Source organism: Phaeovulum veldkampii DSM 11550, from assembly GCF_003034995.1.
Taxonomy (GTDB): Bacteria; Pseudomonadota; Alphaproteobacteria; order Rhodobacterales; family Rhodobacteraceae; genus Phaeovulum; species Phaeovulum veldkampii.
On record NZ_PZKF01000006.1, the window covers coordinates 98718 to 117955 of the forward strand.

General features: G+C 62.0%; 14 protein-coding genes and 2 pseudogenes. 8 read left to right on the plus strand and 8 right to left on the minus strand.

The genetic code is table 11. The features are described from left to right. Positions 1-233 precede the first annotated feature (233 nt). Complete coding sequence (locus C5F46_RS04185) at positions 234-1160, plus strand: HEPN domain-containing protein (RefSeq protein WP_168796824.1); 927 nt, start codon at positions 234-236, stop codon at positions 1158-1160. Between the two features lie 1445 nt (positions 1161-2605). On the opposite strand, the gene C5F46_RS16420 is transcribed toward C5F46_RS04185, so the two are convergent. Beyond that, positions 2606-3070, minus strand: coding sequence for a hypothetical protein (locus tag C5F46_RS16420; protein WP_133618382.1), 465 nt, complete (start codon positions 3068-3070; stop codon positions 2606-2608). Between C5F46_RS16420 and C5F46_RS04190 the strand changes: the two genes are divergently transcribed. Continuing rightward, complete coding sequence (locus C5F46_RS04190) at positions 3051-3563, plus strand: ATP-binding protein (RefSeq protein ID WP_328588553.1); 513 nt, start codon at positions 3051-3053, stop codon at positions 3561-3563. The two genes, C5F46_RS16420 and C5F46_RS04190, sit on opposite strands and share 20 nt — an antisense overlap. Here the strand turns inward: C5F46_RS04190 and C5F46_RS04195 are convergent. Next, a complete protein-coding gene (locus tag C5F46_RS04195) occupies positions 3560-4207 on the minus strand; it encodes an NUDIX hydrolase (RefSeq protein WP_107324101.1) in 648 nt (215 codons plus the stop codon). The genes C5F46_RS04190 and C5F46_RS04195 overlap by 4 nt on opposite strands. After that, positions 4200-5237: pseudogene (hslO, locus tag C5F46_RS04200) on the minus strand (Hsp33 family molecular chaperone HslO). The gene C5F46_RS04195 and the pseudogene hslO overlap by 8 nt, the downstream one beginning before the upstream one ends. Before the next feature lie 93 nt (positions 5238-5330). Here hslO and C5F46_RS04205 point away from each other — a divergent pair. The 5 genes and pseudogenes from C5F46_RS04205 to C5F46_RS04225 all read left to right on the plus strand — a co-directional run bounded on the left by C5F46_RS04205 (position 5331) and on the right by C5F46_RS04225 (position 13602). Next, entirely contained in the window at positions 5331-5774 is a 444-nt protein-coding gene (locus tag C5F46_RS04205; RefSeq protein ID WP_107324102.1) for an NUDIX hydrolase, read from the plus strand. 309 nt (positions 5775-6083) lie between these two features. Next, positions 6084-8831 carry an Ig-like domain-containing protein gene (locus C5F46_RS04210; RefSeq protein ID WP_107324103.1) on the plus strand — a complete coding sequence of 916 codons (2748 nt, stop codon included), beginning with the start codon at positions 6084-6086 and terminating at the stop codon, positions 8829-8831. An 11-nt stretch (positions 8832-8842) separates the two neighbouring features. Beyond that, complete coding sequence (locus tag C5F46_RS04215) at positions 8843-10168, plus strand: TolC family protein (protein ID WP_107324104.1); 1326 nt, start codon at positions 8843-8845, stop codon at positions 10166-10168. An 82-nt stretch (positions 10169-10250) separates the two neighbouring features. Next, positions 10251-12425 (plus strand): annotated as a pseudogene (locus C5F46_RS04220) (ATP-binding cassette domain-containing protein); the annotation flags it as partial. Positions 12426-12429: 4 nt separating this feature from the next. Continuing rightward, a complete protein-coding gene (locus C5F46_RS04225; protein WP_107324105.1) occupies positions 12430-13602 on the plus strand; it encodes an HlyD family type I secretion periplasmic adaptor subunit in 1173 nt (390 codons plus the stop codon). On the opposite strand, the gene C5F46_RS04230 is transcribed toward C5F46_RS04225, so the two are convergent. The 3 genes from C5F46_RS04230 to C5F46_RS04240 form a co-directional block, all read right to left on the minus strand. Beyond that, complete coding sequence (locus C5F46_RS04230) at positions 13599-14909, minus strand: PP2C family protein-serine/threonine phosphatase (RefSeq protein WP_412779344.1); 1311 nt, start codon at positions 14907-14909, stop codon at positions 13599-13601. The genes C5F46_RS04225 and C5F46_RS04230 overlap by 4 nt on opposite strands. 288 nt (positions 14910-15197) lie before the next feature. Next, the gene (locus C5F46_RS04235; RefSeq protein WP_107324106.1) at positions 15198-16550 is read right to left on the minus strand and encodes an IS1380 family transposase; all 1353 of its coding nucleotides are present in this window, start codon (positions 16548-16550) and stop codon (positions 15198-15200) included. A gap of 76 nt (positions 16551-16626) precedes the next feature. Continuing rightward, positions 16627-17013, minus strand: a complete 387-nt coding sequence (locus C5F46_RS04240) for a hypothetical protein (RefSeq protein ID WP_107324107.1) — start codon at positions 17011-17013, stop codon at positions 16627-16629. Between the two features lie 25 nt (positions 17014-17038). On the opposite strand from C5F46_RS04240, the gene C5F46_RS04245 reads away from it, so the two are divergent. Beyond that, complete coding sequence (locus C5F46_RS04245) at positions 17039-17326, plus strand: hypothetical protein (protein WP_133618379.1); 288 nt, start codon at positions 17039-17041, stop codon at positions 17324-17326. A 692-nt stretch (positions 17327-18018) separates the two neighbouring features. Here the strand turns inward: C5F46_RS04245 and C5F46_RS04255 are convergent. Together C5F46_RS04255 and C5F46_RS04260 are read right to left on the minus strand one after the other, a co-directional pair. Then, on the minus strand, positions 18019-18216 hold the full coding sequence (locus C5F46_RS04255; RefSeq protein WP_107324110.1) for a type II toxin-antitoxin system CcdA family antitoxin: 198 nt from the start codon (positions 18214-18216) through the stop codon (positions 18019-18021). Positions 18217-18292: 76 nt separating this feature from the next. After that, the coding region (locus tag C5F46_RS04260; RefSeq protein WP_210202994.1) for an AAA family ATPase at positions 18293-19238 on the minus strand (946 nt) is incomplete at its 5' end.

A 19238-nucleotide genomic window follows, 5' to 3' on the forward strand; every position in this document is an offset into this window, starting at 1 on the left:
ACTGTCGACTTCGAAATTTTCTAGCGGAACCGGGTCCGGATCATGTGATGGATTTTAGGTCTATCGGGACTTGGGCGACCGCTTTGCGGACCTTGCGGCCGTTCGGTGCAAGTGCAACTTAGAATGATCTGACTGTCGGCAGTGCGCAGAAAGCGGGGTTTGCAAAGTTTGAACTGTTTCCCTAGAGCGGCCGCTCGTGTAGCATGATGTTAACTTGGGTTCGGGGACAACGTATGAGTGTTTTGCCGGTGGATCTGGACAAGATCATCGAAACTGCGGATCGGGAACTTCAGGCGGAAGGTGTGCCGCCACATGCGCGGCCGATTCATGCTGTTATGAAGGTTGGAAGTGCTTTGACCCTTCCCAGACTACCGCTCATTCCCCTTAACGAGCACGATCCTGAAAAGGATAGCTTTCCTGATTTGATTACACAGAGAATCTCATCATGGTATCGAGAGTTATATGGTGATCGCCTCAAATTTGATCCATCTGCAAATGCTCGTGTGGCGATCATTGCAGATGGCGATATTTGGGAAGGAAATCTGCCAATCATTTTTGGCGGCTTAGTGGCTCCTAGCCGCGAATTGCCAGACACCACAACTAAAGGTCAGAACGCTCCAGAAATATACAACCCATGTGCCCATTTGACGGGCATTACTCAAGCCCGGCTCGACCGCTTCACACACGCTGACATCAATGAGGTGGTTGAGTTATATAACTTAGGGCACAATGCAAGAGACGCATTCAAACGGTTCAGGGAGTATAATCCGCTGTTCGCAAGAGCAGAAGCGGATTGGGCAGCAGCAACGTTGCATTTGACCACTCAGAGGCCTGACTACGGCCAATCCTTATACTCATCTTATCAGGTCACTGAAAAATTCATGAAGGGACTTTATGCGGTAATCACACACGAGAAAGCGCCTCATGTCCATGGATTGGTAGGGTTATTCAAGGAGTTGAAAACTAAATGCCAAGTCAGAGGCTTAGATGTTCTGGAACCTGTGCTGGAAAAGATACCATATAATTCGTCTGCTCGATATGAAGCACGGATTTCTCGCTCTGTAGCCTATACAGCTTATAAATCTAGCCTCGAGCTTGTCGGTCAGCTCGGCACTGTTGGCTATTCCAGCTATCATCAAACTAACAAGCAAGCAGAGTAGAAAAAACGCTGGAGATAATAGGTGCTCCGTCAGCATCTATTTTGCTGCTACTGTTGATGTTCCTCTTTATAATGTGAGAACATCCAAGATACGGTTTCTGCTCTGGGTTCTTTTAAACCAAAGGCATTTTATGGATAAGTCCGATGTAGCCCTGTTACTTTCTGCGGTGAGTGCAGTGACAGCGGTAGGCAGTTTAATATACGCTCGCCGTATCGCGCTAAATGATAGTGCTCGAATGAAGCGTAAACAGCTTGTATTTGAAACAAGTTCGACGCCGTGCAAAGAATACCCAGACTGGCACTCTGTTACTGTTATCATTAGGAACTTCGAGCCAGTTAGTGCAACTGTGTTGCGGGTTAAATCAAAGCGACATGGCGCATGGTGGAGTGCGAGGGCTAGACTTCTGTCAAACGATTGCCGATATGAAATGACCGAGAGCGGCCCGAATCCTTGGTCAGCACAAGTCGAAAGATTGCCAGATCACCTAGCAAAGCATGACCTTGAAATGAACCGTTGGGTTCCTGAGACCGGCGTCGATAACGGCGTGGTAAGTGTGTCATTCTTCACGACCAAGAAGGTCATGTCCAGTGACTTGCTGCTTTATTGGGAGTGGAACGACGGCACTTCTCCCTAGAGTTCGGAAAGCCTCTGGCCGTCGGCTGTGGGCTCCTTTCATCTCGCCCGCCGCTGAACCACCGATCATTGTTCTGACTTCGCGATCTGACCGTGGGACCCAAATTCCCCGAGGTTCCCTACTTCGATCCCAACCGCCCCTGTCCCTACAGCCCGAGCCCTAGGGGTGAATCTGGTCCAAAAGGTAACATAAGGCCAGCCCAACTGAACCCATAATTTACTCTACTCATACCCGGAAGACGTATCCCTCCCGATGTGAATACCCTGTCCCCCGCGCGGCACGAAATCTCCGAGCTATGCGCGCAGACCCGACTCCGGGAACAGCGCTTACCTGTTCCGTATCTGGGACCATCTTTACACAGGGATACCCGGCCGCCCGGGCCGGGGGACATTACCCTAGGAAATGACAACACCGCCCTAGCGGACGGTGCTTCCATCTGGACAATCTGGACGATCACACTGATCGGGGGTCCGGATCAGCCCAGTTACGCGTCATCCCCGCCAAAATCCGTCCCCCCCCTCACCGACCCCGAAGTTATCGAGCGCCGCGAGGTCCGGCACCCCCGTCCGGGCGCTGAAGGTTGCTCGGGATATAAGGGCCATCATACCCCAGAACCGGGTGGCCATCGCGGGGCTTTACCTCGCCCATCGCCTCCTGCGCGAGGAAGACATAATCCGCCAGGCACTAGACCCCGGAGAATGGGACCGAGCGTTCCCGCTCTGACAGGGTGACCACTGGGGTTGCGGAAAGGCAGTCAAGTTTCATCAGAGAACTAAGAAAAAACATTCTTCCGAATGAAACTGTCCGAAGACTATGAATCCGGATGTCCCGTTCGATGATCAGGGGTTATCGGATTTTTCGCGAATTTCTCACGACGCAACCTCCTTCCCGTTTCCGGTCCGGAGGCTATTTCACGACCCGGAGCCGGGGTGGTTTCGGGTCCAGCGCGAGGTAACGGGCCCAGAGCGGCGTGATCATAGACCCGGTCGGCGATCTTCCGGCCACCCGTCATGTCCTCGGATAAAAGCCCGGACCAGACCAGCGGTTTGAGAATCCCGCCATACAGGTCCCCCACCCGGGGATCGTAAACCTGTCCCGGATCCGATGGACCGTAGAAAACCTCGGTCAGCGCCCGCGCGGTGATCCCGCCCCGGGCTTCATAGTCAATCACGTTCAACCAGACATCCCAGTTTCCGAGGAGATTGCGGTTTTTTCGAGGGTGACGGAATTCATCCGCAGTGAACAGGAGCGTCCGGGTGACCGCATCAACGGGCAAAACTCACGTCCTGTGTGCCATCGGGCATGCCCTTGTCGAAGCCGGCAGGCGCGTCCTCTACACCAGCACGACCGACATGGTGCAGAAGCTCCAGGCCGCCCGCCGCGACCTCGCCCTCGAGGCCGCCCTCGCCAAGCTCGACAAGTTCGATCTCATCATCCTCGATGACATCACCTATGCCCAGAAGGATCAGGCCGAGAGCTCCGTGCTCTTCGAACTGATCGCCCGGCGCTACGAGACCAGAAGCCTCGCCATCGCGGCCAACCAGCCCTTCAGCGCCTGGGACAAGATCTTCCCCGACCAGGCTGTAACCGTCGCCGCGATCGACCGCCTCGTTCACCACGCCACCATCCTCGAGATGAACGGCGACAGCTATCGCAGGCGTGCCGCGGCCGGACGGCGATCAGCCAATCTTGACGCCGGAGCAACAACCTCCAGCGACAACCTCGAAGCCAAAACCACCGACAACATCATGGAGGACACAACAACCTAACCAATCCGATCGCAGCGGTCAGAACCGGCCAACTTGGTTGTCGGCGCAGGACAAGGAGGTTGACGCTCTACAGCGCGCAGCATGCGGGCGGTGGCGCCCCAGATGTAATAGGGCCCATAGGGGGCGACGTAATAGGCCCGCATCCGGCCGCGCCAGCGCCGCTGTTCGATGCGAAAACTGGCGCCAGTGGCGATATGCGCGAAGGGAACGGTGAACACCTCGTCCACCTCGCCACGTTCGGGGCGGGGCGTGAACGGCGCGGTAACCCGGGCCAGAACCGGGGTGACGAGGAAACCCGTCACCGTCTCGTGCGGCGCCAGGGCACCCAATACCTGAACGTTGCCGCGCGGCAGGCCGATTTCTTCCTCGGCTTCGCGCAGCGCCGCCGCAATCGAGCCATCCTCGCCCGGGTCGACCTTTCCGCCCGGCAAGGCGATCTGCCCCGGATGATGGCGCAGGTGCGAGGCGCGTTTTGTCAGGTAAAGCCGAAGGCCCCCGGGCGTTGCCTCGAACGCCATCAGCACCCCTGCCGGCCGCAGCACGCGGTTTTCGGGCGGCGGCATTTCCGGGTTGAGGTCGTAATCCGACGAGGGCCGCCCCGGTCTTGCCAAGGCGGCAAGCAGAGGGGCGAAACCTTCAGGCATCGGTTGCCCCTTTCGGGCTGCCGTCGGGGGCCTTGCGCGCCTCAAAGCCAAGCGTCAGCGGATCGAACACGTAATGCGCGCCGCAAAACTGGCAATCGGCGGTCACCGTACCCTCGGGGGTGGTCATATGGCCGATGTCGCGCGCCGAATAGATCGACAGGCTGGTGCGGACGCGATCCTCGGAACAGGTGCAGCCGAACTCCACCTTTTGCGGATCGAACACGCGTGGCAATTCTTCGTTGAAGAGACGCAGCAACAGGGTCGTCAGCCCAACCGAGGGGCCGGTCAGTTCCATTTCCTCGACGGTGTCGAGCAGCACGTTCACCCGGGTCCAGTCTTCGTCCGTTTCCCCCGCGAGAATGCCGGCATGCCGCGCCGGCCCCGCCCCGGCCAAACCCCCGGCCAAACCCCCGCCCACACCCTCGAGCGGCGCATCGGGCGCGGTCGGCATCATTTGCAGCATCACGCCACCCGCCCGCCATCGCGCCGCCTGACCGGGTTCGCTTGAACGGCCATAGGCAAGCTGGAACCGTGTCGGCAATTGCTCGGACTTGGCAAAATAGGCCTCGGCGCAGGTGGCAAGCGTGCCTCCCGCCAAGGGCGTGAAACCCTGATAGGGCAGGGTCCCCTCGCCCTGATCGATCATCACCGCAAGATACCCCTCGCCGATCTGGCCGAAGGGATCGGCTTTCTCGTCAAGGCGTTCGGCGTCATAGCTGGCCTAGGCCCGGACCCGCGCCGGGGCGCCATCTTGCGCGGGCGCATAGTAATCGGCGGCCAGAATCCGGATCGGCCCCTTGCCGCGCACCTGCAACGACAGTTTCCAGCGCAGCTTCATCGTTTGCCCGATCAGGGCGGTGAGCAATGCGATCTCTGCCACCAACCCTTCGACGATGGCGGGGTATCGGTGCTGTTGCAGCACATCCGCAAGCACGCCATCAAGGCGCGCGATGCGACCGCGCACATCGGTGCGGTCAAGCTGGAATGGCAGGACGGTATCGTCCCAGGCGAGTTGCGAAAGCGTGGTCATCTGGATCCCGGGGGTTTTCGATCAGCCCTTGGGCTGGCATACCGTGCCAATATAGTGGGGGCAACCGTTCCCCCAAGGGGCCAGGAGACGAAAATGCGACGTTTCGGTGAGAGGTTGGTGCGGGGGCAGCATTACCGGCCACGTCCGGGCGCCTATGCGGTGCTGGTGCGCGGCGGGCAGTTCCTGATCACCCATCAGGCCGAACCGACGCCCGAATTTCAGCTTCCTGGGGGCGGCATCGACCCGGGCGAGGGGCCGTTGACGGCGCTCCACCGCGAGGTTTTCGAAGAAACCGGCTGGAGCATCACGGCGGCGCGGCGGTTGGGGGCCTATCGGCGCTTTACCTACATGCCCGAATACGATCGCTGGGCGGAAAAGATCTGCCACATCTATCTTGCGCGGCCGGCGCTGCGGCTTTCCCCCCCGAGCGAGGCCGGGCACGAAGCCTGTTGGGTGACCGGCGCCGACGCGATGCGCTTGCTTGCGAATGCGGGGGATCGGCATTTTCTGGGGCTGATCTTGCGCCAACTGCGCTGATGCGACGCCTGTGGCCATCAAGATATAGACCACTCACCCGTATTTTTACCAATAAGTGCAACAAATCACTAGCCTTAGGGCTGGTTTTGTTATAATCTGAAGGATAGCAGTAGACCATCTGGCCACAAGAGCTGGAACCAATCGAGGCGGAGCAGTAATATGGTAAAGTCGGTGGACTTTGCCGTCCGGGATTCCATGGGCGGCATCACGCGCGGGCTCGTTACGGGTGAAGGCGCAAGTGATTTCATTCAGGTCGGAGCAGGGGACGAAGTCTCCCTCAACCTGAGGAAAACAAGTATTTTCAAGTATATGCGTGAGGGAGATGATCTCCAGATCATGCTGGCCGATGGCCGCACCATCACGCTGTCGGGCTATTATGATGCCCATGCAAGGCTCTATATCTCCTCGGATGGCGAACTGACCCCGGTCACGCTGGAAGACGGCGGCAACGGGGTGATCTATGCCGATTACGGGCAAGTCGAAGTGATCGGCAAATGGAGCCCGAACGATCAGCTTGCCTTCCTGGGCGGCGATGAGATTCTTTCTCCGGCAGGCGACGACACGACGGGAATGGCCATGTTTGCGCCAGCGATGCTGGGCATGGGCGGGCTTGGCGCGGCGGGCGCGGGCTTGGCCGGGCTTGGTCTGCTGGGTCTTGGCGGCGGCGGTTCCAAGGGTGGCGGCGACGACACCACGCCCGGTGGCGGCGAGGTCGATCCGATCGTTCCGACGGTGGATACCCCCGATGCGCAAACGACGCTGACGACCAACACCGAAGATCCCGCAGCCACCGTTTCGGGCACCGGCGAACCCGGCTCGACGGTCGAGGTTGTCCTGGGCGATCAAACGCTCGAGACCACCATCGACGAGGATGGCACCTGGTCGGTGACCTTCGAAGACGACACCTTCCCCTCGGATGGCGACCTGACCTCGACGGTCGATGTGACGGCCCCCGATGGCACCGAATACACCCTCGACGGCCCCGATTTCCTCATCGACATGACGCCGCCCGCAGTGGTCATCACGGAAGGGGCGCTTTCAACCGGAGACGTTGAAAACCTTTCGGAATATCAAGACGGTATCACCGTTCGCGGCACCGGCGAGGCAGGCGCGGCGATTGTTGTGGCGGTGGCCGGGCACGCGCAAGCCACCACTGTGGCGGCCGATGGGTCGTGGTCGGTGACCTTCACCACCGAGCAGATGCCGGCGGGAACCTACAGCGAGGCGATGACGGTCACAGCCACCGATGCGGTTGGCAACGTGACCACGCTCAACGACACGCTGGTGGTCGATACCGAGGCCTCGGTGGCGTTTTCTTCGGCTTCGGTGACGGGTGACAACATCGTCAACGCCGATGAGGCGCAAACGGGCTTTGCGCTGTCGGGCACCTCCGAGCCGGGCTCGGTTTCGGTGCGGATCGAGCTTGGCGGCACCAGTTATTCCGCCACGCCGGCGGCCGATGGCACATGGAGCATCGCCTTGCAGGACGTGGCGCTTGCAACGGGCGTTCACACCGCAACGGTCACCGCCACCGATGCCAACGGCAACACCGCCTCGGCAACGCGCGCAATCAGCTTTGACACCGACACCTCGGTGAGCTTTGACAGTGCCCAGGCGGGTGGCAACAATCTGCTCAACGCCGCCGAACGCTCCGCGGGCCTCGTGCTGACCGGGACCGCCGAACCGGGCGCGACGGTGGTGGTTGCCTTCGAGCAGGGCAGCCATACGGTGACGGCGGGTGCCGACGGCCATTGGTCGGCCAGCTTCGCGGCAAGCGAGGTGCGCACCGGCACCTACAGCTCCACCGCCACCGTGACCGCAACCGACATCGCGGGCAACGTGGCCACGGCAAGCCATACGATCAACGTCGATACCGAGGTGCAGAACTTTACCCACACCTCGCCCACCGCGAATGCCATCGTGGCCGATGACATCGTCAACGCCCGCGAGGCCGCAGGCGGCCTTGTGGTCACCGGCACGGTCGAGCCGGGCGCGACGGTCACCGTGCAACTGGCTTCGGGGAGCGTGATCCCGGCGATCAATCTTGGCAACGGAAGCTGGACAGCCACCATCCCGGCGGCGCAACTGCCCGCGGTTGAAACCGACAACGTCACGCTGACGGTGCGCGCGACCGACGTGAACGGCAACACCGCCACGCAGACCAGCAGCATCGACTTCGACCCGGTGGTGCGCAACTTCGCGCCCAATGCCACGGTTGCGGGCGATGGCATCGTGAACGCGCAAGAGGGGGCGGACGGGTTCGTCATCTCCGGCGCGGTCGAGCCGGGGTCGCGTGTTGCGGTCACCTTGGCCAGCGGCGCGGTGGAAACGGTGACTGCCGGAGCCAACGGGCAATGGTCGGTGATGTTCCACTCCGACGATCTTGGCACCACGGGCAGCGGCACGATGGGCTATCAGATCGCGGCGACCGACCCGGTGGGCAACTCCGCCACCGCCAGCGGCAGCTTCGGCTACGATCTTGTCGCCCCCGAAAGCCCCGACATCATCGCCTTCACCCGCGATGCCGGGTCGCTTCTGGGCATTCGCACCGATCTGGGCGAGAACACCTATGAAATCGCGGCGGTCGATGCGGCGGGCAGGGTGACCGGCGTGCCAAACGACGCCTCGGTCAGCACCCATGGCGGTTACGGCACCTACGATTTCTATTCCTCGGTGCCGAACGGCTCTTACCTCGTGGTGAGCGATCACGACACCGCTGGCAACGAAACCTCGACACTGCTCGTGGTCGACAACACGTCTGCGGTCACCGTCGATCTGGCGCGCAGCGGGTTGGGCGATTTCGACTTTGGCACCATCGACCTCACCTTTGCGCCCGAGGCGCAACTGACGATCACCGAAGCGCAGCTGGTGGCGCTGACCGGGCCCGATCATGCCTTGGTCATTCAGGGCGACTCGGCCGATCATGTGACGGCGCTGGGGGCCGAGGACAGCGGCCAGAACACCGTGATCGGCGGGCACACCTACAGCGTCTATACCTTGGGCGACGATGGGGCGAGCCTGATCATCGACGACCAAATCACCCACCTCACCATCTGACGGGGGGCGTGATGACCCGGAAAAGCAGCGCAAAGCCGCTTCTCCGGGCCTCGATGATGGCCCGGATATCGGCGGCGGCCCTGGTCGCGGCCGGGCTGAGCGGATGCATGCAGGGAACGCCGTTTCCCTTCAACCCTTCGACAAGCGGCATCGTTCCGGGCAGGCCCGGCACCACGGCGCAAACCTCGCAGATCATCGCGGGGCTGAGCGGTCGGGTCTCGGCGCTGCCTGCATCGGGGCCCTATGCGCAGGTGGCGCATTCGGTTCTGGTCGATGCCAAGGGCTCTGCCAAGGCCGAGTTGCGGGTGGCGCGGTTGAGTGCGCAGGCGAAATCGAAGAACTGGCTGCCGCAGGTGGGGCCAAGCCTCAGCCTGACCTCGCTGGGCGAGCTTGCAGCGCGCATTCTGGTCGAGCAGGTGCTGTGGGACAATGGTACCAAGCGGGCCGAACGCGATTATGCCGCCGCCGATGTCGAGGTGGCTGCGGCAAGCCTTTCCGCCGAGATGAACGACACCGTGGCCGAGGGGCTCAAGGCCTATATCACCGCGCGCAAGGCCGCCGAACAGGCCGCTGTGGCGGAGCGTTCTGCGGCAAGGATCGGCGAGTACGACCACATCATGCGCCAGCGCGTGGAAGGCGGATTGTCGGATGGGTCCGAGGCGCGGGTGTTGGCGCAAAAGCTCGCCGAAATACGCGCCACGGCACAGGCAGACCGCGATGCCTCTGCCACCGCGATGGCGCAGTTGCAGGCGATGACGGCAAAGCCGGTCGAGGCGATCTCGGGGTTGAGCGATCTGGCCCTGCCCGACGCGCTGCCCGATGCGCTTGGCGTGGCGAAGGCGCAGGCCGAGGCGGGGCGCATTGCGGCCGAGGCCAAGATGGCGCGGGCAGGGCATCTGCCAAAGCTTGCGGCGCAGGCCAGCACCGGCAAGGGCGGCCCCGACATCGGGCTGACGCTGGGGGTGGAGCAGATGCTTGGCTTTGGCACCGCCGACACGCTGGCCGCGCTCGAGGCTTCGAACGAGGCGGCAAAGGCCCGGATCGACAAGGCCCGGCAGGACGATGCCCAGGAAGTCGCCTCGTTGCGCGCGAAGCTTTCGGCGCTGGAGGCCAAGGCCGCGCGGGATGGTGCGGTGGTGGCGCAAAGCGGCGCAAGCCTTGAGATGTTCACCGAGCAGTATCGCATGGGCCGCCGAACCTTGATGGAGTTGGTGAGCCAGTACGAGAGCTATGCGCAGATGGCCCGCGCCCAGGCCGGGCTGAAATACGACATCGCGCTGATTAAGCTGGAAATCGCGCGTCAACACGGGATATTGGTGGACGGAAGCAGTATCTGACAAGGTGTAGTAGGTTTTGGCTGACCGCTTCATAGCGTTCGACATCAACGCGGGCCGTGTCAGCGGGGCGGCAGATGGGGCCATGCCAAAACCTGTGCCCGCGCATGCCACCGCGCCGCGCGCCCCGAAACGCGCCAAAGCCCGGGCCGAACTTGCCGCCGCCTATGCCGGGCTTCTGGGCGCGCAGGTGCCCGCGGCCGACATCCTCGAACAGATGCTGCTGGCGGTGGGCGAGGCCACTGCCGCGGTGACGGGGGCGACCAGCGACGAGGTGCAGCCCGACCATGTCGCCGCCGTCTTGCGGGTGGCCGGCATGACCGCCACCGTCGAAGACATCGACCGCCTCTCGCCCGGGCAATGGCCAGCGCTGGCGCAGATGACCTTGGGCCAACTGGTGCTGGTGATCGCGCAGGACCGCGAAACGCTGTTTCTCTATGACAAGACCTGCGCCGATCAGCGCGCCGAAGTGCCGCTGGCCGATTTTGCGCCGTTCTTCTCGGGGCGGATCATCCGGGCCCGCACGTCGCTGCGCCAGCTTGAACAACGCCACGCCCCCGACACCACGCCGGAACACTGGTTCTGGGGGGCGTTCCGGGCGCAACGCCGCGCCTTTGTCGAGGTGGCCGTCGGCTCGCTTTTTGCCAATATCCTTGCCGTCTCGGTCGCGATGTTCTCGATGCAGGTCTACGACCGGGTCATTCCGCACAAATCCGAGGCGACGCTTTGGGTGCTGGCCTTGGGCGCGATGCTGGCGCTGATGCTGGAGATGGCGCTGAAACTGGCGCGCTCGGGGCTGATGGATCTTGCCGGCCGCAAGATCGAGATGACCGTGCAGAGCCTGCTGATGGACCGCCTTCTGGGCATGAAAGCCGCACCGGGCCGTCGCTCGCCCAGCCAGTTGTTCTCGGCAATGCGCGAGTTTTCCTCGGTGCGGGAGTTCTTCACCGCCTCGACCATTGGCACCTTGGCCGATATTCCCTTCATCTTCATCTTTCTGGCGCTCGTGGCCAGCATCGGCGGCAACCTGGTGTGGGTGCTGGCGCTGGGCGCGGTGCTGATGGTCGCACCGGGCTTCTTCATGCAAAAGAAGATGATGCAGATCACCAAATCGACACAGGGCGCCTCGGCACGGGCGGCCAAACTGTTGCACGAGGCGATCTATGAACATGAAACCGTCGCCACCCAGCGCGGCAGCGACCGGTTCAAGCGGATCTGGGAAGAACTTACCACGCTTTCGGCGGTCAAATCCTCCGAAAGCCGCAAGATTTCCTCGGCGCTGACCTACTGGGCGCAGATGGTGCAGCAGGGCACCTACCTTTCGGCGGTGATGGTGGGCACCTACATGGTGTTTGCGGGGGAATTCACGGTGGGCGCGATCATCGCCATCGGCATCCTCACCTCGCGCACCCTGGCACCGCTGACGCAACTGGCGGGCACCTTGGCGCGCTGGGCGAATGTGAAGGCCGCGCTGGATGGGCTGGATGCGATTGCCGGGGCCGATCAGGTGCAGGCGACCAGCCGCAGTTACTTGCGGGCGGAGGCGATCGAGGGCGAGTTCGAACTGCGCGGCCTCGAGTTCAAGTACGATCCCGAAGGGGCAAGCACCGTCGACATTCCCGCGCTGCGCATTCCGGCCGGGCAGCGCGTTGCCGTGCTGGGCGCGAACGGGTCGGGCAAATCGACGCTGCTCAAGCTGCTGGCGGGCCTGTACGAACCCTCGGGCGGGCGCATCCTGCTTGATGGGGTCGACATCGGCCAGTTGCATCCGCGCGATCTGCGCCGTTCGGTGGGCTATCTTTCCCAGGATGTGCGGCTGTTCTCGGGTACGCTGCGCGACAACCTCAACCTGACGCAACTGGAGCGCGACGAAGAGCGGCTTTACAAGGCGCTTGATTTTGCCGGGCTTGGGCCGTTTCTGCGCGGCCATCCCAAGGGGCTCGACCTCGAGATCCGCGATGGCGGCGAGGGGCTTTCGGTGGGGCAGCGCCAGTCGATCGGCTGGGCGCGGCTGTGGCTGCAAGACCCCTCGGTGGTGATTCTCGACGAGCCGACCGCGGCGCTGGATACCACGCTTGAAACCACGCTGGTCAGTCGGCTGGATACCTGGCTTGCGGGTCGCACCGCGATCATTGCCACGCATCGGGTGCCGATCCTGGCGCTGACGGCGCGCACGTTGATCTTGCAAAACGGGCGCATGGCGGTGGATGGGCCGCGCGATGCGGTGCTGGCGCATCTGACCAAATCCAGGACGGGGGGCAGGCATGACCACGGTCGACCCCAGCGCCGTGCACCTCGCCGCGCGCCGGATGAGCCTGACCATCTGGCTCGTCGCGCTGACCATCGTGGTGTTTCTTGGCTGGGCCGCCATCGCCTCGGTCGATCAGATCGTGCGGGGGCCGGGGGAAATCGTTTCGTCGTCGAAGCCGCAGATCATCCAGAACCTCGAAGGCGGCATTCTGGCCGAGTTGAACGTGTCCGAAGGCGACGAGGTGGCGCCCGGCACGGTTCTGGGGCGGCTCCACGACACGTCTTACAAGGCGCAGGTCGATGATTTGCGCGCCCAGATTGCCGCGTTGGAAATTCGTCAGTTGCGGCTTGAGGCCGAGATGAACGGGCTGGACGCCTTCGAGGCCAGCGAGGAACAAGAACGCCTTGTGCCCGAGATCGTGCAATCGGAAACCGCGCTGCTGGTGGCGCGGCTGAGCGATTTCACTTCGCGCAAGGCGGGGGCGAAGGCCGTGCTCCATCAGGCCCGCGCCGAGCGGGACCTGCTGGAGAACATGTATGAAAAGGACATTGCGCCGCTGATCGAGGTGACCAAGGCGCGCAAGAACTTTTCCGATGCCGAGGCGCAGTACAACGACATCGTCACCAAGGCCGAACTGGAGCGCGCGGCAGAATATTCCGAAGCGCAGGACAAGCTGGGCACGCTGCGCCAGCAGTTGAAATTGTCCGAAGACCAGTTGGCGCGCACCATGCTCCTGTCGCCCATGCGCGGGGTGGTGAACAAGCTGTCGGTCACCACCATTGGCGGTGTGGTGCGGCCGGGCGAGGAAATCCTGCAAATCATCCCGCTGGACGAAGAACTGTTCATCGACGCGCGGATTGCCCCGAAGGACATTGCCAACGTGACCCTGGGCCAGCCCGCAACCATCAAGCTCTCGGCCTATGACTACACCGTTTACGGCAGCCTCGAGGGCGCGGTGCATTTCGTCTCGGCCGATACGTTCAAGGAAGAACGCCAGCCCGAGGCCGAGCCGTGGTACAAGGTGACGCTGCGCGTGGACCTGTTGCATCTGACCGAACGGCAGCGCAGCCTGGAAATTCGGCCCGGCATGCAGGCGACGGTGGAACTGCACACCGGAGAAAAGACCATTCTGCACTATCTGCTGAAACCGATCTACAAGTCGCGCGAAGCGCTGCGCGAGCCTTAACCGTCGTTTTCCTTTGCGCCGTCGAATTCAAAGAGCACCGCCGAGACATCGTCGACCAGGGCCTCGCCGGACAGCCGCTGCAATTCCCAGTAAAGCGCATCGAGCAATGCCTGGCCGCGCATCCCGTTCAGCGCGGCAAGCATCTCTGTCAGCCCCTCTTCGGCCAGTTGCCGGCCATCGGGCAGCACGATCTCGGTGATGCCGTCAGAGCCAAGAAACAGCCTGTCACCGGGGAAAAGCCGGGTGGTCACGGTCTCGTATGTGGCGGCAGCGAGCAGACCGACCGGCATGCCGCCATTGCCGAAAAACTCGACCTTTCCATCGGCCCGCAGCACCGCAGGATGCGGATGCCCCGCCTGCACCAGCGCAACCGTTCCCGCGATCAGGTCGACATCGGCATAGATCAGCGTGAAATAGCTTTCGGTCTGCATTTCATCGAGCACGAGCGCATTGAGATAGCGCGCCAATTCCGCCGGGTCGCGCCCATCGAAAAAGCCGAGTTCGTTTTGCACCAGCGCGATGTTCTGCTCGGGCGACGAGCCCGAAAGATAGCCCGCAAGCCGTGCCGTCATCAGCGCCGAGGTGATGCCGTGGCCCGACACGTCGATGCCATAAAGCCCCACGCGCCGGGAACTGATGCGAAAGAAACCCACAAGATCGCCGCCGACGTGCCCCGATGGCCGCAACATCAGCGACACCTGCGCATTGCCAAAGCTGCGGAAACGTTCTTTCACAAGGCTTTGTTGCAGTTTGCGGGCCTCGACAAGGTCGCGGTCGATCGAATCGTAGAGCGTGCGCAACTCGCCCAGCGCCGAAGTGAGCAGGCGGTTCTTTTCCTGCATCGCGCGTTCCATTGTCAGGATCCGGGCCCCCGCCGTCAGCCTTGCGCGCAATTCGTCGCCATTCACCGGCTTGGCCAGAAAATCGTCGGCGCCGTTTTGCAGCCCCTCGGCAACGTCGTTCTTTTCCGATTTCGAGGTGAGCAAGATGAAATAGCCATAGCTTTCGCGGCTCATCTGGCGAAAGCGGCGGCAGAATTCGAGACCGGTCATCCCGTCCATCAGCCAATCCGACAGCACGAAATCGGGCTCTGTCTGGGCACAGATTTCCAACGCCTCTTCGCCGCTCCCAGCCTCGAGAACCTCGTAGCCCGAACGGGAAAGCTGCGCCGAAAGGATGCGCCGCTGCATCCTGCTGTCATCGACCACCAGCACCCGCCGATGCGCCGCGTGCGCCGCGGCGAGTGACGGGCCCGTTTGAAAAGGCTTCGGATCGGACAAGGAGACCACCCAGACAATTGACACCACAACATTCTTCGACCGGGCTTAAAAACCGGTGAACACCGTGCATCTTGTCTGACTTAAGCCTTCTGAACCGACATTCCCCAAGTGGCATGTCGTCTGACGTGAAGATCGCCTGAATCCGACCGCTGGACAAGCATTTTCCGTCCCGAGCGGCGCTGTCGGGCGCGCAAGGCGCGGGAACAGGGCTGATCAGACCGCGAAGCCGCCGTGTTGTGTCCCGGCGGTGGTGTTTTTCAGCGCAGCGGGCAGAGCTGTCCTGCCGTTTTCGTTCAGTTCGGGCGTGGATCGCTGTCATGCGCATGACGGAGGCGCTCGCAATTGGCGGATGGCGGCGAGGATGGCACGCACCATCGGGCCGGTGACGGCCACCTCGGCCAGCTGGAAGGTGATGGCGCGGGCGTGGCGGACGACACGCGCCCCGATCTTGATCAGCTTCAGTTGCAGGCTGGTCAACGACCAGTCGGCCATGGCCTCGGGCAGTTCGATGCAGCGCAGGAAGGTGGCCAGGTTGTAGGCCAACGCGTGCAGTTGCAGCCGCACCTCGTTGTCGCGGAACTTCCGGCACGACAGCCGTGTCCAGCGGAAGGCGTATTTGCCTTCCTTGATGTGCTGCTCGGCGGTGCCGCGCTGGTTATAGAACCGCACGATCCAGTCCGGGTCCATCGGCAGGTTGGTGACGATGAAGCCGACGCGCGGGAACAGCTCGCCCGGATGCCATTCGATCTTCGCGACCACGCGGCGCGGCTTGTCCCATGATGCCGCCTGATAGTCGAAGTCCTCGTAGAACCGCTTGACCTTGGTCAGCGACGGCCGCCCGACAGGGCGCGTCAGCCGATGCGCGATCTTGTCCTTGAGCACCGCGTTTGCGGGCAGCCGGATGGCGTAGAAATACTGCGCCTTTTCCAGCCGCGCATAGATCGCGGGGATCGCGTAGGCGGCGTCGGCGCGGAAGAACCGCAGGATGTCCCGCGTGGCATATCGGGCGATCACCGGATCAAGGACGTCCCGCCAGCCGTCTGCGCTGTGGACGTTGCCATTGCGCAGTGCGCAGCGTTCCAACATGCCGAACTGGTTGAACAGGAAGTTGGGGTGGTAGCAGGTGCAGTCGAAGTGGCCATTCCAGGCCGCTCCTTCCTGATCGCCATGGGTCGGGCTGACCGAGCTGTCCATGTCCAGCACGATGAACTTCAGCCCGTTGCGGTCATGAAACCGGTCGATCCATTGCCCGTTCAGGTCGGCCAGCGCCGCCCGGTTCTCGGGCTGTGCCAGTGTCTCGGTCTCGAACCGTCCCATCTGCGAGGCCGAGGCCGCTTGCGCATCAACGGCACGGCCGCCCACGACCTGGCGCATGACGGGATCGAGGGCCAGCCGGTCGGCGTCGTTGACGTCCTCATATCCGGCCAGTCGCCCGAACACTGACTGCCGGAACAACCCGTCAAGACGATGGATCGTGTTCTTGCCGCGCCGGGTGTCGCGTAGTGCTGTTGCCGCCAGATCGGACAGCCCGAGCGCGTCATCCATCTCGCGCATCACCAGGAGGCCGCCGTCGGAACTGAGCTGCGTGCCGCGAAATTCCAGCCGTACACGAGGGTCGAACTCGACCCGATCTGCCCGCTGCAAGCCCGCACCCTCTGGGTGATCCATGAAACGCGCCCCTCACAGCAGTCAACAACATGTTTTATAACGGAAATAACACGATCACGACAGCGAAATCAGCGAGCTACTTGGGGAATGTGGGATCAAAGGAGCGGAACCGGCCCGAAAATAGGTCTTTCCCCGCCTTCGTCAGGCGCAGATGCCCGAGATAGGGCCGCACGAGGCGCATTTCGCGCAGAACCGAATGCAGGATCCAGAGCGGCTCGAAATGGTGTTCATCCGCGACCCGGATTATGTTGAACGAGTGATAGATCTCCCGCTCAGTATAGTCGGGGAACCGGATCGTGGTGATCGCTTCGGCAACCATCGCGCGCCTGAACGCCCCGGATTTCGTCAGGGGGATGCCTTTGGGGTCCCGGTCGAACTGGGCCTTCAGGAAATCAAGAACGCGTAGGACGGGTGAGCCGTCCAGGATAGGGTCGTCATCAGGGATTTCGCGAAACCGGATCATGTGATCAGGTTAAGCGCGGGAAGCCGTGAAAGGAAAGGCGGTATCGGCTTTACACCGGTCCGATACCGGAGACCATTTCCTGCGGGTGCAGGTCATTTCACAGGGGGAAACGGGTGAGTCGATGTCAGCTTTAGAGGAATTCGAGTTTGATTTGATGATCCAACTCCCCGAACGAGCCACAGATATAGATGGGCTGGTCGATAGGCTAGTCTGTCTCCGCTTCGACCGACCGACCGAAAGCTTTGTTGCGCGTGCGGGATGCGGGGTCAATATCCGCTCGCTGTTTATGCTTGATGAACACTACATTTTGTGATATCAAATTGATAAACATACCATATGGAGTGCATGCAATGGCCACAGCCCATCCAGCGCTAACGAATGAATCAACAACCGCAGATATTACAAACTACCTCAAGAATGCCCGGGATGACCGTGAACTGAGAATAATCGTTGCGCGGTTAAACAGGGAGGGGAAGCGGGCGCTAGGTCAAGATTTTTCCATCCGCTTTGATGAAACAATAATGTCGAAGGATTTTCGAAACCGGGTGTTTGTTTCCCTCTGCTAGAGCAGGCAAAAACCGGTGCGGAGATACTTGCAGAGAAACGACCGATCTGAACCGTAGGTCGAACCAATCAGGCATCACACCTAATGGTATGCTTGCTTGAAATGATCACCATATCTTGAAAATTAATCTTGTGTTCACCATCTGTCCGATAGCGCTACAGCGCCTGAAAGGAGGTGAGATCTAATGGCGAAGAAACCTGGTTCAAGCACTGGTTCCAATGGTGGTATCTATCAAGAGGTTGGGCCGCGTGGCGGCGAAAAACCAAACTTCTCAACGGTGGCCGACAATACCCGGCTCCCTCCAACCACAAAACCCGGCAATACATGGAAGCCAGTTCATAGGACCCCGGATAGCAAACGGTGATCCCTTCCTTGTCGATCAAGACGCCTGGCCGCGACGCTCACCGCGCGGCGGCCAGGGGTTCTGTTCAGGTCCCCGTTCATGGCCCGCCTAGTTCGTGATCGCCCGGGTCGTCGCCGCCCTCGCGGTCCCCAGCTTGGCCCGTCTGCCGCCGGATGAGTTCCGCCGCGGTTTCCCGGATCAAGGCCTTCTCCACGATCCGGGATATGTCGAGCCCGAGGGCGCGGGCTTCGGCGACCAATTTGGTGTCTAGCCTCGGGCGTATTTTGATCTTCATCGATCTATCCTCCGGTACCGGAGCCAAATGTTATCCCGGGCCGCAGGGCGCGCGCCCTTGCGGCCGATCGTTATACTCACTCCGTCCCGGCCGGTACCGAGGCGTCAGTGCTGACGGGTTCCACCGGGATCTCCGTCAGCAGTTCGGCGATCTGGGCCGTATCCAGTTCCCGCCGCTCGGACAGGACCGCCGCAATCCGCTCGATCGTGGTCCGGTGCCGGTCCATCGCGGCACGCGCCTCGGTCTGCGCCGCCTGAAGCGAGGCTTCGATCCTCTGGCGCATTGGTTCCGGGATAAGCGAATACGGTGTTTCCGGCGGAACCCAAGTCAGCGTTGGGCCGAAACCCAAGCCACACTCGGCCTCCAAGGCGAGCTTGGTAGCGTGCGCTAGGTCACTGGACGTCCCGGTTCCACCACCGCTTGAAATATCCCCCAGCACAACCTCCTCGGCGGCGCGCCCCGAAAGAACTGCGCACAGGAATGCGCGCAGGCTGTCGCGCGTCAGGCTGGGGATGGCCGGTCGCACCACCTCACCTCCGGTCGGGGTCACGCGCGCCGAGGTGGCGGCGGGCAGCCCGAACACGGCCCCGGCCACGAGATGCCCGGCTTCGTGGACGCTGATACGCCACATGAGATCGGGTGCGAGTGGTGGCTGGAAGGCATCCGCCGCCGCCTGAACGTGCTCCGCGGAGAAGGGCTTGCCCTCCGACCGGGCCCGGGTTCGAGCGTCCCGCACGAGCGCGGTGAGTTCCGCCCCGGTCCGCCCCATCATCTGGTCCGCCAGGCGATCCAGATGATCTTCCGTGATCGTTCCTGCGAGTGCCGACGAGAGGAAGGTCCGCACGCCGCCTCGGTCCGGCGGGTTGACGCGAATGTGCCGGTCGTACCGGCCAGCGCGAACGACTGCCGTGTCGACCCGCTCAACGTTATTCGTGGCGGCGACCAAGATCACCCCTTCGGTGGCCGACAACCGGTCCAATAGGGTCAGCAATCCATTTACCACGCCCATCATATATCGTAAG

What these genes read in the sequence shown, in the direction of transcription:
- C5F46_RS04255 (WP_107324110.1), bottom strand. Translation starts at nt 18,216, where the DNA reads ATGAAGATCAAAATACGCCCGAGGCTAGACACCAAATTGGTCGCCGAA.
- C5F46_RS04210 (WP_107324103.1), top strand. Translation starts at nt 6,084, where the DNA reads ATGCGTGAGGGAGATGATCTCCAGATCATGCTGGCCGATGGCCGCACC.
- C5F46_RS04240 (WP_107324107.1), bottom strand. Translation starts at nt 17,013, where the DNA reads ATGATCCGGTTTCGCGAAATCCCTGATGACGACCCTATCCTGGACGGC.
- C5F46_RS04215 (WP_107324104.1), top strand. Translation starts at nt 8,843, where the DNA reads ATGACCCGGAAAAGCAGCGCAAAGCCGCTTCTCCGGGCCTCGATGATG.
- C5F46_RS04195 (WP_107324101.1), bottom strand. Translation starts at nt 4,207, where the DNA reads ATGCCTGAAGGTTTCGCCCCTCTGCTTGCCGCCTTGGCAAGACCGGGG.
- C5F46_RS04185 (WP_168796824.1), top strand. Translation starts at nt 234, where the DNA reads ATGAGTGTTTTGCCGGTGGATCTGGACAAGATCATCGAAACTGCGGAT.
- C5F46_RS04205 (WP_107324102.1), top strand. Translation starts at nt 5,331, where the DNA reads ATGCGACGTTTCGGTGAGAGGTTGGTGCGGGGGCAGCATTACCGGCCA.
- C5F46_RS04225 (WP_107324105.1), top strand. Translation starts at nt 12,430, where the DNA reads ATGACCACGGTCGACCCCAGCGCCGTGCACCTCGCCGCGCGCCGGATG.
- C5F46_RS04235 (WP_107324106.1), bottom strand. Translation starts at nt 16,550, where the DNA reads ATGGATCACCCAGAGGGTGCGGGCTTGCAGCGGGCAGATCGGGTCGAG.